General features: G+C 64.6%; 14 protein-coding genes. 2 read left to right on the top strand and 12 right to left on the bottom strand.

Features of this window, described 5'->3' with window-relative positions; genetic code table 11:
* Nucleotides 1-159: 159 nt before the first annotated feature.
* The 5 genes from rplS to ffh all read right to left on the bottom strand — a co-directional run bounded on the left by rplS (nt 160) and on the right by ffh (nt 3651).
* Complete coding sequence (gene rplS / locus VGN46_RS10560) at nt 160-561, bottom strand: 50S ribosomal protein L19 (protein ID WP_331643496.1); 402 nt, start codon at nt 559-561, stop codon at nt 160-162.
* A gap of 10 nt (nt 562-571) precedes the next feature.
* A complete protein-coding gene (trmD, locus tag VGN46_RS10555) occupies nt 572-1354 on the bottom strand; it encodes a tRNA (guanosine(37)-N1)-methyltransferase TrmD (protein ID WP_331643494.1) in 783 nt (260 codons plus the stop codon).
* Between the two features lie 18 nt (nt 1355-1372).
* The gene (gene rimM, locus VGN46_RS10550; RefSeq protein ID WP_331643492.1) at nt 1373-1888 is read right to left on the bottom strand and encodes a ribosome maturation factor RimM; all 516 of its coding nucleotides are present in this window, start codon (nt 1886-1888) and stop codon (nt 1373-1375) included.
* Entirely contained in the window at nt 1888-2139 is a 252-nt protein-coding gene (rpsP, locus tag VGN46_RS10545) for a 30S ribosomal protein S16 (RefSeq protein ID WP_045831310.1), read from the bottom strand. Before rpsP ends, rimM begins: the two co-directional genes overlap by 1 nt.
* Before the next feature lie 132 nt (nt 2140-2271).
* Nucleotides 2272-3651: a signal recognition particle protein gene (gene ffh / locus VGN46_RS10540; protein ID WP_331643488.1), complete on the bottom strand. Its 1380-nt coding sequence runs from the start codon at nt 3649-3651 to the stop codon at nt 2272-2274.
* Between the two features lie 119 nt (nt 3652-3770).
* On the opposite strand from ffh, the gene VGN46_RS10535 reads away from it, so the two are divergent.
* A complete protein-coding gene (locus tag VGN46_RS10535) occupies nt 3771-4565 on the top strand; it encodes a cytochrome C assembly family protein (protein WP_331643486.1) in 795 nt (264 codons plus the stop codon).
* Between the two features lie 145 nt (nt 4566-4710).
* On the opposite strand, the gene radA is transcribed toward VGN46_RS10535, so the two are convergent.
* The 4 genes from radA to VGN46_RS10515 form a co-directional block, all read right to left on the bottom strand.
* Nucleotides 4711-6102 carry a DNA repair protein RadA gene (gene radA, locus VGN46_RS10530; RefSeq protein ID WP_331643483.1) on the bottom strand — a complete coding sequence of 464 codons (1392 nt, stop codon included), beginning with the start codon at nt 6100-6102 and terminating at the stop codon, nt 4711-4713.
* Between the two features lie 70 nt (nt 6103-6172).
* Complete coding sequence (gene alr, locus VGN46_RS10525) at nt 6173-7261, bottom strand: alanine racemase (RefSeq protein WP_331643481.1); 1089 nt, start codon at nt 7259-7261, stop codon at nt 6173-6175.
* Nucleotides 7262-7396: 135 nt separating this feature from the next.
* Entirely contained in the window at nt 7397-8365 is a 969-nt protein-coding gene (locus tag VGN46_RS10520) for a CsgG/HfaB family protein (RefSeq protein WP_331643479.1), read from the bottom strand.
* A gap of 268 nt (nt 8366-8633) precedes the next feature.
* Nucleotides 8634-9395: an SGNH/GDSL hydrolase family protein gene (locus VGN46_RS10515; RefSeq protein WP_331643477.1), complete on the bottom strand. Its 762-nt coding sequence runs from the start codon at nt 9393-9395 to the stop codon at nt 8634-8636.
* 186 nt (nt 9396-9581) lie between these two features.
* Here VGN46_RS10515 and VGN46_RS10510 point away from each other — a divergent pair, with 186 nt between their 5' ends.
* The gene (locus VGN46_RS10510) at nt 9582-9914 is read left to right on the top strand and encodes a low molecular weight protein tyrosine phosphatase family protein (RefSeq protein WP_331643475.1); all 333 of its coding nucleotides are present in this window, start codon (nt 9582-9584) and stop codon (nt 9912-9914) included.
* Nucleotides 9915-9970: 56 nt separating this feature from the next.
* Here VGN46_RS10510 and VGN46_RS10505 read toward each other — a convergent pair whose 3' ends face one another.
* The 3 genes from VGN46_RS10505 to VGN46_RS10495 form a co-directional block, all read right to left on the bottom strand.
* Nucleotides 9971-11419 (bottom strand): NAD(P)/FAD-dependent oxidoreductase, encoded by a 1449-nt coding sequence (locus VGN46_RS10505; RefSeq protein ID WP_331643473.1) that lies wholly within the window; start codon nt 11417-11419, stop codon nt 9971-9973.
* Between the two features lie 34 nt (nt 11420-11453).
* Nucleotides 11454-12866 (bottom strand): replicative DNA helicase, encoded by a 1413-nt coding sequence (locus VGN46_RS10500; protein ID WP_331643471.1) that lies wholly within the window; start codon nt 12864-12866, stop codon nt 11454-11456.
* Nucleotides 12867-12993: 127 nt separating this feature from the next.
* Entirely contained in the window at nt 12994-14214 is a 1221-nt protein-coding gene (locus tag VGN46_RS10495; RefSeq protein ID WP_331643469.1) for an alginate export family protein, read from the bottom strand.
* Nucleotides 14215-14394 lie beyond the last annotated feature (180 nt).

The following is a 14394-nucleotide window of genomic DNA, read 5'->3' as shown; positions in this document are numbered from 1 at the left end:
GGGATCGCGCGCAAGCGCGCTCCTACACAAGACCCGCGCAAGCTCTTGTAGGAGCGCGCTTGCGCGCGATGCGCGACAAAGCCGCCCCGCCTCCCACAGACAGGCACAAAAAAGCCCACGATCGCTCGCGGGCTTTTTTGTGTGCCTTGCGGCAGCCGATTACTCGGCGGCGGCGGAAGCAGCAGCCTTCTTCGCGGCCTTGGCAGCAGCGGCGGCGGCCACGTCTTCCTTGATGCGGGCAGCCTTGCCTTCCAGACCACGCAGGAAGTACAGCTTGGCGCCACGGACCTTGCCCTTGCGCTTCACTTCGACCGAGTCGATGGACTGGCTGTGCGACTGGAACACGCGCTCAACGCCGGTGCCGTGCGAGATCTTGCGGACGGTAAAGGCGGAGTGCAGACCACGGCTACGCTTGGCAATGACGACACCCTCGAACGCCTGGACGCGCTCGCGGTTGCCTTCCTTAACCTTGACGTTCACGACCACGGTGTCGCCAGGGCCGAAATCCGGCAGCTGGCGGGTGATCTGCTCGGCTTCGAACTGTTGGAGAAGTTTGTTCATGGCACACCTGTCAATTTTTGTTACGGCGGTCGTCGCCGGCCGCACCGTTTGGCCGCGAATATTCACGGCGGAATTCATCCAGCAAAGCCCGGGATTCGTCATCCAGGACCAGCTGCGTTAGTAAATCCGGCCGGCGCAGCCAGGTTCGACCTAGCGACTGCTTCCTGCGCCAGCGGCGAATAGCCGCGTGATCGCCTGAGAGCAGCACCTCCGGCACGCCACCCCATGCGTCGTGCTGCACGGGACGGGTGTAGTGCGGGCAATCCAGCAAACCGTCCGAGAACGAATCCTGCTGGTGGGACTGCGCATCGTTTAATGCGCCTTCCTGCAGACGACCTACCGCATCGATAACCACCGCTGCGCCAAGCTCACCGCCAGACAGCACATAATCGCCGATTGAGAGCTCTTCGTCGACCTCGTGCTGGACCAGGCGTTCGTCCACACCTTCATAACGTCCGCAGATCAGGGCAATTCGCGGCATGTTCGCCAGCGCCTCCACCCGTTTCTGCGTCAGCCGCGCGCCTTGCGGGCTGAGGTAGATCACATGCACCGGTTCCGGTGCGGCCTCGCGAATGGCCACCAGGGCCGCCCGCAAGGGTTCGATCAACATCACCATGCCTGGCCCACCGCCAAAGGGGCGGCCATCCACAGTGCGATAATTATCGGTGGCGAAGTCGCGCGGATTCCAGGTTTCCACCTGGAGCAGCTCGCGCTGCTGCGCCCTTCCCACCACCCCGATGCCGGCCGACTGGCGGACGAAATCGGGAAACAGCGTTACCACGTCGATGCGCATGACTTCAGGTACCGCTGCTTAGAACTCAGGGTCCCAGTCCACCACGATGCGGCCAGCGTCGAGATCGACGGACTGCACGTAGGGGCCCTGGACGAACGGGACCAGACGCTCCTTCTCGCCATCCTTCACCACCATGACGTCGTTGGCGCCGGTGGAGAAAAGGTGGCTGACCCGGCCAAGCGAGACGTTTTCCGTGGTGACGACCTCGAGGGTTTCGAGGTCGAACCAGTAGAACTCGCCCGGTGCGGGCGGCGGCAGCAGATCACGCGAGACCGTAATCTCGCAGCCGATCAGCGTAGCCGCCTGGTCACGATCCTCGATACCTGGCAGGGAGGCTACGACGCCCTTGCCCTGCGCGTTACCGCGGATCCCGCTCATCTCCCGTTCCACGCCCGGCGCGGTCAGCAGCCAGGGCTGGTACCGGAAGAGCTGGAGGCGGGGCTCGGTCCAGCTTTCGAGCTTGACCTGGCCCTGCACACCATGGAGCCCAACGATGCGCCCTACGCGGACGCGCCTGCCAGGCTCCGTCGACATCAGGCAGCCAGCTTGCCGGCTTCCTTGACGAGCGCGCGGACCTTATCGGTCAGCTGGGCACCCTTCGCCACCCAGGCGTCGACCTTGGCGACGTCGAGCTCGAGACGCTTGTCCGCACCCGAAGCAACCGGGTTGTAGTAGCCAACACGCTCGATGTTACGGCCGTCGCGCGGGCTGCGCTGGTCGGTCACAACGATGTGATAAAATGGACGGCCCTTGGCGCCACCGCGCGAAAGACGAATCTTAACCATAAGTTACGTGCTCCAGAGTGCCGAATGCCGGCAAGGCGCGCGCGAGAAGCGGGCGCGGTAAAGCCGGACATTTTAGCTAAAGTTTTCAGAAATGGAAGTACCTGCGGGCACTTCCGTGGCCCGGAGGCCGGTTTAACGGGGCGGCATCATCCCGCCCATGCCGCCCATGCCCTTCATGGCGCCGCGCATCTGGCGCATAAGGCCCTTGCTGCCGCCCTTGGACAGCTTGGACATCATCTTTTCCATCTGCATGAACTGCTTCAGCAGGCGGTTCACATCCGCCGGCTGGGTGCCCGAGCCGCGCGCCACACGGGCTTTGCGCGAGCCATTCAGGAGATCCGGATGACGGCGCTCCTTCTTGGTCATCGAGCCGATGATCGCAACCATCTTGTTGAGCTCACCGTCGTTGACCTTCGATTTCACGTTATCCGGCAGGCCGGAGACGCCAGGCAGCTTGTCCATAAGACCGGCCAGGCCGCCCATGTTGCTCATCTGCTGAAGCTGGTCGCGCATATCGTTGAGATCGAAGCGCTTACCCTTCATGACCTTTTCGGCCAGCTTCTGCGCCTTCTCGTGGTCGACCTTGCGCTCTACTTCTTCGACCAGCGACAGCACGTCGCCCATGCCGAGGATGCGCTGGGCCACGCGATCGGGGTGGAACGGTTCGAGGGCGTCGGTCTTTTCGCCAGCGCCGAGGAACTTGATCGGGCGACCGGTAATGTAGCGAACCGACAGCGCGGCGCCGCCACGGGCGTCGCCATCGGTCTTGGTGAGGATCACGCCGGTGAGTGGCAGGGCGTCCGAGAATGCCTTCGCGACGTTGGCTGCATCCTGGCCGGTCATCGAGTCGACGACGAACAGGGTTTCGATAGGATCAAGCGCGCCGTGCAGCGCCTTGATCTCATCCATCATGGCTTCGTCGATATGCAGGCGGCCAGCGGTATCGACCAGCAGCACGTCGATCACCTCGCGGCGCGCGGCGGCCACGGCGGCCTTCGCGATATCGACCGGGTTCTGGCCGGGCTCCGAGGGGAAGAAGGACACCTCGACCTGCGACGCCAGGGTGCGCAGCTGCTCAATGGCGGCCGGACGGTACACGTCACAACTGACCACCATGACGCGTTTCTTCTTCCGCTCCTTGAGGAAACGGGCGAGCTTGCCGACGGTGGTGGTTTTGCCGGCGCCCTGCAGGCCTGCCATGAGGACCACGGCAGGCGGCTGGGCAGCGAGGTTCAACTCGCTGTTGGCGACGCCCATCACCGCGGTGAGCTCGTCGCTGACGACCTTCACCAGCGCCTGACCCGGCGACAGGCTCTTCAGCACATCCTGGCCAACGGCGCGCACCTTCACGCGCTCGACCAGTGCCTTTACCACCGGCAGGGCCACATCGGCCTCGAGCAGGGCGATGCGTACCTCGCGCAGGGTTTCGCGGATGTTTTCCTCGGTCAGCCGGCCGCGGCCCCGCAGGCGGTTGACGGTGTCGGAGAGGCGTTGGCTGAGCGATTCAAACATGGCGGGAGCCGTCGGGGTATTCGTAAACGACGGATTATAGCGAGATCTCAGCAGGGAGGGTGGCAAATGCCACTGTGTCGCATTCCGCTGCCCGGCCCCCTATGCCACACTGCGCCTCCATGATCGTCACCCTTTCGCTGGCCGCCATCCTTTTCTACCTGTCCGCCGCCGGCGTTCTCGCCCGGCCGCTGGTGACGGGCGGCCAACCGTTGGCCCGATGGGGCATGGCGCTCGCGCTGGTCGCCGCTATCGCCCACGCCGCGGCGCTCCTCGGCGCACACCGCGGCACACTGGACCTGCATTTCTTCGCCGCCTTGTCACTGGTGGCCTGGATCGCCTCAGCGCTCACCCTGGTGGTGAACGTTTCCCGGCCCGTCGCCGGCCTGGGCATCCTGATCTTCCCGCTTTCGGCCGCGTTCCTCGCCATCGATGCCTTCCTCGCCCCGCGCACCGCACCCATGGCGATGACCTGGCAGATCGAGATGCACGTGACGATCGCGGTGTTCGCGTTTGGCTTCCTTTCGCTCGCCGCAGCCCTGGCCATTCTTCTCGCTATCCAGGAACGGGCGCTTCGGCGTAGCCGTTTCGGTCACTGGGTACGCGCCCTGCCCCCGCTCACCCTGACGGAAGTGCTGCTGTTCCGCCTGATCGCGGTCGGCTTCATCCTGCTCACGCTCACCCTGATCACCGGTGCCCTGTTCGTGGGTGACCTGTTCAGCCAGCACCTCGTGCACAAGACGGTGCTGTCGATTGTCGCGTGGGTCGTGTTCGGGGTGCTGCTATGGGGCCGCTGGCGGTACGGCTGGCGCGGCATCCGCGCGGTGAACCTGACGCTGACCGGCATGGCGATCCTGCTGCTGGCGTTCTTCGGCACGAAGATGGTGCTGGAGTTGATCCTGCATCGCACCGCCTGAGGCTGCGGCTTCATCGCTTCGTCGGCTGATCGCGCGCAAGCGCGCTCCTACAACAAACCTGCGCAGGCTCTTGTAGGAGCGCGCTTGCGCGCGAATCGAAGACGCGGCGGCGCAGCCGCAACCTCCAAACGCGCTTGCGCGCGATTCACTCCCGCGAGGCGTCGATGGCTTGCGACAGGCGTTCTACGGGGATGACTTCCATATCGCCGACGCGGCCGCGCTTGGGTGCGTTGGCGGCGGGGACGACGGCGCGGCGGAAGCCATGGGTGGCGGCTTCTTTCAGACGCTCTTCGCCGTTGGGTACCGGGCGAATCTCGCCGGACAGGCCGACTTCGCCGAAGGCGATGGTTTTTTCCGGCAGCGGACGATCGCGCAGGCTGGAGAGAACGGCCATCAGTACCGGCACATCCGATGCGGTTTCCTGGACACGGATGCCGCCGACCACGTTGACGAACACGTCCTGGTCGTACGCCGCGACACCGCCGTGGCGGTGGAGCACGGCCAACAGCATGGCGAGGCGATTCTGTTCGAGCCCGAGCACCACGCGGCGCGGATTGCCCAGCGACGACTGATCGACCAGCGCCTGCACTTCCACCAGCAGCGGACGCGTACCTTCGCGCGTGACCATGACCGCACTGCCCGGCGTCGGGCCGGCATGCGCCGAGAGGAAGATGGCGGAGGGATTCGGCACCTCGCGCAGGCCTTTTTCGGACATGGCGAAGACACCCAGCTCATTCACCGCGCCAAAGCGGTTCTTGAACGCACGTAGCACACGGAAACGGCTGCCGGACTCGCCCTCGAAATAGAGCACGGCATCGACCATGTGTTCGAGCACGCGCGGGCCGGCGATGCCACCCTCCTTCGTCACGTGGCCGACAAGGAACACGGAAGTGCCCGTTTCCTTGGCAAAGCGCGTGAGCTTGGCGGCCGATTCGCGAACCTGGCTGACAGAACCCGGTGCCGCGGTGAGCATCTCCGTCCAGATCGTCTGGATGGAATCGATGACGAGCACCCGCGGGCGCGCGGCCGCGACCTGCTCGAGGATGCGTTCGATGCAGGTTTCCGCCAGCGCATGCAGCGGTGCGAGTGGCAGGTCGAGGCGCTGCGCGCGACCGGCGACCTGGCCCAGGGATTCTTCGCCGGTGACGTAGAGGCTGGGTAGCGTGACCCCCAGCGTGCCAAGCATCTGCAGCAACAGCGTTGATTTGCCGATGCCGGGATCACCGCCAATCAGCACCACCGAGCCATCGACCAGGCCACCGCCCAGCACGCGATCCAGCTCGCCGATGCCGGTGTTCGTGCGCGCCTCGGCGGTGAGCAGCACTTCGGTCAGTGGCGTGATCTGCGGCGCACCGGCGGCTGCGCCTGCGTAACCGCCACGGCGCGCACCCGTGGTCGCCACGGCATTCGGCTTCGCCGGCTGCACCACGAATTCGGAGAGCACGTTCCATTCGCCGCATTCGGCGCACTGGCCCTGCCACTTGCTGTGTTCGGCGCCGCACTGGGTGCAGACGTACGCGGTCTTGGCCTTGGCCATGGTGATCGGTATTCCTCAAAGCAGGCGGGCTATATAGCGCATCCGAGTCGCACGGGGCGATACCGGCGCGTCAGCCCTCGTCTTCCACGAAGAGTACGCGACGGGTCATGCCGCAGGTGAGGTCGTACGAGATCGTTCCTGCGGCGGCGGCCACCGTCTCCACGGGTAGGCCAGCACCCCAGAGGGTGACGCGATCGCCGACGCGCGCATCCGGGACGTCGCGCAGATCCAGCGTGATCAGGTCCATGGAGACCCGGCCGACCAGCGGGGCGAGCTTGCCGTTGACCAGCACGGGCGTGCCTTGCGCGGCGCTACGTGGGTAGCCATCGCCGTAGCCGATCGCCGCGACACCCACCGCCATGTCTTCAGGGCAGGTATACGTGCCGTTATAGCCCACGCGTTCACCCTTCGCGAGGTGGTTGATCGCGACCAGGCGGGTGGACAGTGTCATGGCCGGGCGGAAGCCGAAATCGGCACCGCTGCGGCCTTCGACAACGGAAAGGCCGTACAGCAAGCCGCCCGCACGCACCCAATCGCCGCGCGCGTCGGGCCAGCCGAGCACCGCGGCCGAGTTTGAAAGGGCACGCGGGCCCTCCAGCCCCTCGGTAGCTTCGCGAAAACGCTGAATCTGTGCCGCCGTATCGTGCCCTTCGAATTCCTCCGATGACGCAAAGTGCGTCATCAAACCCAGCTCGGGTGCGATGACGGGCATGGCCTTGAGCAGCGCATGCACCTCGCGAGCCCGAGCCGGGGCGAAGCCAAGCCGATGCATGCCAGTATCAACCTTGATCCACACGGTTAGCGCGCCGCGTGCCGGATCGGCCTTGGCCAGCCAAGGCAGCTGGGCGTCGTGGTGGATCAGCGCTTCCAGCTTCAGGCGCTGCATTTCCGCGATATCCGCGAGGGTATCGGGGCCAGACAACACCACGATGCGCTGCTTGTGCCCGGCAGCGCGCAGGCGCAGGCCATCGGCGATCGCAGCCACGGCGAAGGCTTCGGCCTCGGTGTCCAGCGCACGGGCGACACGTTCCAGGCCATGGCCGTACGCGTCGGCCTTGACCACCGCCATGACGCGCGCACCGCTCGCAAGCGAGCGCACCCGCGCCAGGTTGTGGCGCAAGGCCCCGAGGTGAATGGTGGCGACGGTGGTGCGGCTCATGCGGCAGATCTTCTCTCTAGGAGCGCGCTCGCGCGCGATCCCCAGTTGGGACAAGCGCCCAAGTGTACCCGGCACCCCGGGGCACCCGCATGGCACGGTTATGGCGAGAGGCGGCCAGCCTCCCGCCACCACGCATCATTTCGCCAGGTCGAAGTGCTCCGACGATACCCAGCCACGGTTGCCGTGCTCGTCTTCCACCTCCCACGCGAGGCCCAGCTTGTCGCCCGTGGGGTACACCAACATGCCCGGCTCCAGCGAACGAACGATCTTCGACTTGGCCTGGGCTGAGGCGCGCATGGCTGTCGGCTTGCTGATCGTGCCCGACTGGCGGGTGTTGGCTGCGGATGCGTTCGATGGCAGGCCACCGAGCTCATCCACGAGTTTCGTATAGGCATCGAGGTAGGCGGCAGTGATGACCTGGCCTTGCGTCGTGCTTGCGTAGGCGCCCACGGACGCCTTGCCGCTCATCTCCGAGCCCCACAGGCCACCTGCTGCACCGAAACCGAGATCGTTCTTCTCGCCATGGCCTTCGACCATGGCCACCTGTTCCGACGAACGCACATCGGTGACCGTGAGCACGACGTCTGCCGTCTTTGAGCTCAACGTGACATTGCTCGCGAGACGGCCGGTCGTCCCACCGATAAGGCCACCGACCAGTGCACCGATACCCGCGCCACCTGCGTCACGATTGCTCGCCACCAGGTCAGGCACCATCACGTAGTCCGCCGCCTTGATCTGGCCCTTGCCGAGGTTGGAACCGCCGCGCAGGTCGCCACCTGCCGAGAGTTCCCGTTCGCGCATGGCCGCGCCCATGCCCTTGCCGCGATCGACAAGGGTGAAGCAGCCCGACTTCTGCACGAATACCTTGATGAGCCTGGTTGGCGAAGGCAACTGCTGCTGCGTCCACCAATGCACGTCGCCTTCCGGCTCGATGACCGAGATGCTGCCGAGCTTCTTGCTGCACTTCGGAATGGCCTGCACCTTGGCCTCGTGTTCCCGCTGCGACCTGGTCACCAGCGGATTCGCCGCATTACACGCGGAAAGCGCGAACGTACTGCCCACGGCCAGCACGAAAATGGCGGCCTGCTTGTTGAAACGTTCCATCAATGGTCCCTGTCCTTGCGCGCCCGGAAGAAAAGACCTGCCCGGGCTTCGGGCGCGTGAACGGACAGGCTGTCGCGAGACCGAGGAATGCTATCGGTCAGCGAGCAAGGACTGGATTAGGAGAACTCCTAAAAGTACGTGCGACTTGTCCACCGTGTGTTGTCAGTTCATGCCTACAAATACGGGCACGACGTCGGCGCATACCATGTAGGAGCGCGCTTGCGCGCGACGGGTGCTCGCAGTAACCCCATCGCGCGCAAGCGCGCTCCTACATGGAGCCGGCCAGGGCGTTGTCGATGGCCTTTTGCACCAAGGGTGCCATCACTGCGTAACCGGCTGCATTGGGGTGCAGTCCGTCGTCACTGAGCTCAGCGCGTAGCTGCCCGCTTTTGTCGACCGCGGCGGTGAAGTAGTCGACGAAGCCGAGATGCTCGCGGGCCGCGTAGGTGCGAATCCACGCGTTGAGCGCGATGATGTCAGCGGGCGGCCGCCGCTGGCTGGAGGTCTTGTCGTTGTAATTGCTGATGGGCAACAGGTCCGTCATGACAACCCGAATGCCGTTCGCACGTGCCAGTTCGGCCATCGACGTCAGGTTGTCTTCGATCATCTGCAACGACGACGGCCCCGTATTACCCGCGATATCGTTGGTTCCCGCGAGAATCACGACCACCGCGGGCTTGAGCGCGATGACATCCGCGCGGAAACGCACCAACATCTGCGGGGTGGTCTGCCCACTGATGCCACGATTGATGTAACCCTTTCCCGGGAAAAATTCGCCGACGGAGCGACCCCAGTTATCGGTGATCGAATCGCCCATGAAGACGACACGTTTTTCACCGGCCTTCGCGGGAGGCAACGCGGCATTGTCTTTCGCGTAGCGAGTCAGCTGGGGCCAGTCATTCAGCCGCCACTCGATATCGCCTTTCTGATCGGCCGTTGGGTGCTCAGGGAGCACCTGGCGCGCGGTGTTGGTCGCGGCAGCGGCAAGAGAGAGGCTTGTGAGAAATGCGAAGAGCACAGTACGGCGCATGCTGAATCCCTTGATAAGGTGCGTTAGCGACGCCTGGCGCGAAGTAGCGCGAAGGCGACCACGATGGCAAGCCCGACGCCCACCCAACCGATAACCGACTGCAGGCTGTAGCGGAGGCTATCGATAGTCGGTGAATCGGTGGGCCAGTGCAACGGGAGTGGGTCACAGACCAGCTAGGATAGGTCCATGACCCGCGTCCTGTTTCTCTGTGGCAAGAACCGCCTGCGCAGCCCCACGGCTGAGCAGGTTTTCGCATCATGGCCTGGCGTGGAGACCGACTCCGCGGGCGTCAATCATGATGCGGATTGTCTCCTGGCCATGGAGCAGGTGCAGTGGGCGGAGCTGACCGTCGTCATGGAAAAGGCGCATCTGGCGAAGTTGCGGAATGGGTTCCGCCAGGGACTCGGGAAGGCGCGACTGGTCTGCGTCGACATTCCGGATGACTTTGACTATATGCAGCCCGAGTTGGTGACGCTGTTGGAGCGACGGGTGGGGCCGCATCTGCGTCGGGGCAGCTAGCCGTTCGCGTGGACGATCGCGCGCAAGCGCGCTCCTACAGGGGGCTCGCGGATGCGTTAGCGGACTTCGAGTGCCGGGTCGTCGATCGGTTCGTCGAGGAGGACCTGGCGGTCGATCTCGTAGCGATGCGTGACCTGCCAGGGACGATTCTTGCCCTGCCTGGGCAGCTGCGACTCGCCGCGCATGACATAGCCGGCGCGGAGGGCGTCCATGATGCAGGCCTCGGTGGCCTCGCCCGCCGGTGACCTCGGTGCGACGGCGCGGACACCGCGCGTCTCCATCCACGCCAGCAGGCGGCAGACATACTGAGCCGCAAGATCAACCTTCAGCGTCCACGACGCGTTGATGTAGCCGAACAACACCGCGGCATTGGGGATACCATCGAGCAGCACGCCCTTGTAGGTCATCAGCTTGCCGGGATCCCGCGGCTCACCATCGACATCGAGGGCCATGCCGCCGAGGACCTGCAACTGGAAGCCCGTGGCACTGATGACGATATCGGCATCAAGCGTCGCGCCCGATGTGAGCTGGAGGCCCGTGGGCGTGAACGAGGTCACCGTGTCAGTCCACACCGACACCCTGCCCGCGCGCAACGCGTCGAACAGGTCGTTATCAGGGACCACGCAAAGTCGCTGCGTCCATGGATCGTATGTCGGTGAGAAGTCGGCCAGCGAGGCGGCCCCGTCCAGGCGATGGCGCACACCGGCCAGCAACAGGGAGCGCATGCGCCTTGGCCAGCGCATCGCCGCCCGATACAGGAGCCGCTGCAAGGTGATGTTGCGACTGCGCGCCCAGCGGTACACCGTGCGCTCCGGCAGCACGTGCAGAAGCAAAGCGGAAATCGCGTCACGCGAGGGCACCGAAAGCACGTAGCCGGGGGAGCGCTGGAGCATCGTCACGTGCGCCGCCTCGCGTGCAAGCGCCGGCACCAACGTGATCGCAGTAGCACCACTGCCGATCACGACCACGCGCTTGCCCTCCCACGACAGATCCGCCGGCCAGTGCTGGGGGTGAATGAACTGCCCCTTGAAACTTTCCCTCCCGGGATAATCGGGCACGTAGCCTTGTTCGTACGCGTAGTAGCCGGTGCAACCTACAAGGAAGCCAGCGGTGAAGTGGTGTTCTTCATCGTCCTCGTCGCGCGCCGTCACCATCCACTGCGACGATTCCGACGACCACGACGCATGCGTGGTGCGCATGCCGAAGCGCACCAGCCGCTCAATCGAATACTCGCGTGCGGTGTCGTGGATGTACTTGAGAATGGCCGGCCCATCGGCCAGCACCTTCAGTTCGTTCCACGGCCGGAACCCAAAGCCGAAGGTGAACATATCGGAATCGGAACGGACCCCTGGGTAGCGGAACAGGTCCCAGGTCCCGCCCATACTCCGGCGCCGCTCGAGAATGCCCACGCGCTTACCTGGGCAGGCCATCGCCAGCCGGCACGCCATGCCGATGCCGGACAGGCCGGCACCGATGATCAGGACATCGTAGTGGTCGCCACGCATGCGCACCCCCGTCGATACGACGAGGGTACGCCGATCAGTCGAAGGTGCCTACGTAAGAATCCGGGGCCCAGTTCTCGAACTTGGTGTAGTGGCCGAGGAAGGCCAGCTTCACCGTATCGGTGGGGCCGTTACGCTGCTTGCCGATGATGATCTCGGCCAGGCCTTTATCGGGCGATTCCTTGTTGTAGTAGTCATCGCGGTAGATAAACATGATGACGTCCGCGTCCTGCTCGATAGCGCCGGACTCGCGCAGATCGGACATCATCGGGCGCTTGTCGGCGCGCTGCTCGAGCGAGCGGTTGAGCTGCGAGAGGGCGACGACAGGCACGTTCAGTTCTTTCGCCAGGGCCTTCAGGCCACGGGAAATTTCCGAGATCTCCGTCGCGCGGTTTTCGTTATTGCCAGGAATCTGCATGAGCTGCAGGTAGTCGATGACGATCAGGCCCAGGCCATGTTCACGCTGCAGGCGGCGCGAACGCGAGCGCATTTCGACCGGTGACATCGCGGGGGTGTCGTCGATGAAGATCTTGGCGTCGGAGAGCATGGTGATAGCCGACGTGACGCGCGGCCAATCTTCCTCGGCCAGGTCGCCGTTACGCAGATGCTGCGCGTGGATGCGGCCCAGCGACGAGATAAGACGGAAGGCCAGCTGCGAGGCCGACATTTCCATCGAGAACACAGCGACCGCTTTCTTAGAGCGCATGGCGGCCGCTTCGGCCAGATTCAGCGCAAACGCGGTCTTACCCATCGAGGGACGCGCAGCAATGATGATGAGATCGGACGGCTGCAAGCCGGCGGTCAGCTCATCGAGATCCGTGAAGCCCGTGGACAGGCCGGTAAGCTGGCCGCGGTTTTCGTAGCGCTCGGTGAGCTGGCGGAAGGCATCGCTGACCGCCTCGCGCATGGAGACGATATCTTTCTTGCCACGCGCGCCCGACTCTGCAATACGGAACACGCGCTGCTCGGCCAGCTCCATCACTTCCTGGACACTCTTGCCCTCGGGGCGGAAGCCGTCCTCGGTGATCTCGGTGCCGGCATCGATCAGCTTGCGCAGTACGGATTTCTCGCGAACGATATCGCCGTAGGCGGCGATATTCGCAGCGCTGGGCGTGGAGTTCGCCAGCTCCAGCAGATACGCCGGGCCGCCCATCATCTCGTCCATGCCGTTGGACTGGAACCACTCACCCAGCGTGATGGCATCGCAAGGCATACCCTTGCCGGCCAGCTCGTTGATGGCCCGCCAGATCATCCGGTGATCCTTGCGGTAGAAATCTTCGTCGTTGAGCTTGTCGGCCACCTTGTCCAGCGAATCCGGCGAGAGCATCAGGCCGCCCAGTACCGCCTGCTCGGCTTCGATGGAGCTCGGCGGTACGCGCAGGGCATCGATGCCGGTGGGCTCGCGGCGGCGGCGCTCGCCGCGGTTGCCGCGCTCGGGATTGAAGGACATGGATTACCTCGTCATGCAGGCGGCGCTGACCCGGGCCCGGGTCGCCGTGTAAGCATGATACGCGCAGGGGTCGCACGCGTTGAGAGGATAAGTCTGTGGATAACTTGTGGGAAACCCAAAACCTGCCTTATTTCACCGGTTTGCCGTAGCGATATTCACCGATGAGCCAGAACTTTCGCTCGTCGACGCCATGGCGGCGGGCACGGTAGTCACCGTATTGGAGATCCACCGAGAAGCCCCGTCCAAGGTCGACCAGCAGCCGTACATCGACTTCGTCCCCCAGCATGGCGCGCCCCTGCACGGGCCGGAAATGCCGATAGGTCACCTGCCAGTTCGCGGGGCGCCCCACGTCCACACTGCCCAGCAGGCCTACGTAACGCTCGCGCAGGCCAGTGTTCGGGATGCGGAACGCCACCACCCAGCCATTGAAGGCGCGCGCCGCGCCATAGGCCACATTCACCGCGTTGCGGCCGTTGCCATCGAGCTTCTCTTCACCCACGCGCGCCGAGAGCGACTTGTAGCCGAACGTCGCGTCGAGCAGGTGGTAGCCAAGGCTGAAGTCGGCTGGGTTATTGGCGTAGTCGTACTGCCGCGCCACCTCGGTGGCCCAGGTCAGCGTGGGGCCGCCCTGTCCGAATCTTTCGGTGCCGGTGTAGCGCAAGCCCACGGTCTTCACGGAGTTCACCGCTGCCGTATCGTTGCGGACGAAATAGCCATAAACCGTGAGCTTACCCACCGGCAACGCCTGGTCGGCATGCAGGAGGTGGGCGTTGAGCTTCCAGCGGCGCTGGTCACGGTCATGGAAATCCGCTCCCAGGGTGCGGTTGACCCGGCCCAGCCAGTAGTAACTGAGTTCGGTGCCCTGCCCGGCCTCCCATGTGACATGCGCCCCATCAAATGACTGCAGGTTCTGCCGCCAGGGGTTATTGCTGAAGAAGCGGCCGTTATCGATGCTCACGTACTGGCGGCCAGCGCGCAGCGCGATATCGCCCTGCGTGTAGCCGACCCAGGCATTGGTGATACCGGTGGACGCGGGATCCGCCTCGGTGGGATACGGCGTGATCCGCGCCGAGCCGTCGTCGTACTGCTTGCCGAAGAGCGACCAGGTGCGAATGCCCTCCGCGTACGCGCTCCAGCCATGCCCGATGGCCCACTGGTAGCCGAGCTGAAGGCGCGCCGTGTTGGCGTGGCCGCGCTTCGGTTTCCCGTCGGCATGCAGGTTACTGTAGCGATAACGCGTCTCGATATACGGCGCGCTTTCCTGGGGCACTTCGGCGGCAAATGCCGACATCCCCGCCATCGAACTCCCGGCCATGCCCATGCACGACCGCCACCACCACTGCTTCATTCGCCTGCCGACCCTGCGCTGCTGCTTGACCGGTGAATGTAGGCGCGAGGTGGACGACGCGCCAAGACGATGGGCCGCAATGCGTTGTCCGGTGGGGATTTACCACACACGCCACAGGTTCAGGACAGCCAGCGCACATGAGAAATGTAGGAGCGCGCTGGCGCGCGATCGCGCGCCCGC

This window comes from Luteibacter sp. (genome assembly GCF_036500425.1).
Classification (GTDB): domain Bacteria; phylum Pseudomonadota; class Gammaproteobacteria; order Xanthomonadales; family Rhodanobacteraceae; genus Luteibacter.
The sequence above is the reverse complement of the archived record's forward strand: the minus strand, read 5'-3'. Positions and strand labels throughout refer to the sequence as shown.

Excerpts from the sequence above, each read along its gene's own strand:
- radA (WP_331643483.1), bottom strand. The coding sequence starts at position 6,102 with ATGGCCAAGGCCAAGACCGCGTACGTCTGCACCCAGTGCGGCGCCGAA.
- VGN46_RS10510 (WP_331643475.1), top strand. The coding sequence starts at position 9,582 with ATGACCCGCGTCCTGTTTCTCTGTGGCAAGAACCGCCTGCGCAGCCCC.
- trmD (WP_331643494.1), bottom strand. The coding sequence starts at position 1,354 with ATGCGCATCGACGTGGTAACGCTGTTTCCCGATTTCGTCCGCCAGTCG.
- VGN46_RS10505 (WP_331643473.1), bottom strand. The coding sequence starts at position 11,419 with ATGCGTGGCGACCACTACGATGTCCTGATCATCGGTGCCGGCCTGTCC.
- VGN46_RS10500 (WP_331643471.1), bottom strand. The coding sequence starts at position 12,866 with ATGTCCTTCAATCCCGAGCGCGGCAACCGCGGCGAGCGCCGCCGCCGC.
- ffh (WP_331643488.1), bottom strand. The coding sequence starts at position 3,651 with ATGTTTGAATCGCTCAGCCAACGCCTCTCCGACACCGTCAACCGCCTG.
- rpsP (WP_045831310.1), bottom strand. The coding sequence starts at position 2,139 with ATGGTTAAGATTCGTCTTTCGCGCGGTGGCGCCAAGGGCCGTCCATTT.
- VGN46_RS10515 (WP_331643477.1), bottom strand. The coding sequence starts at position 9,395 with ATGCGCCGTACTGTGCTCTTCGCATTTCTCACAAGCCTCTCTCTTGCC.
- rplS (WP_331643496.1), bottom strand. The coding sequence starts at position 561 with ATGAACAAACTTCTCCAACAGTTCGAAGCCGAGCAGATCACCCGCCAG.
- alr (WP_331643481.1), bottom strand. The coding sequence starts at position 7,261 with ATGAGCCGCACCACCGTCGCCACCATTCACCTCGGGGCCTTGCGCCAC.
- rimM (WP_331643492.1), bottom strand. The coding sequence starts at position 1,888 with ATGTCGACGGAGCCTGGCAGGCGCGTCCGCGTAGGGCGCATCGTTGGG.
- VGN46_RS10495 (WP_331643469.1), bottom strand. The coding sequence starts at position 14,214 with ATGAAGCAGTGGTGGTGGCGGTCGTGCATGGGCATGGCCGGGAGTTCG.
- VGN46_RS10520 (WP_331643479.1), bottom strand. The coding sequence starts at position 8,365 with ATGGAACGTTTCAACAAGCAGGCCGCCATTTTCGTGCTGGCCGTGGGC.
- VGN46_RS10535 (WP_331643486.1), top strand. The coding sequence starts at position 3,771 with ATGATCGTCACCCTTTCGCTGGCCGCCATCCTTTTCTACCTGTCCGCC.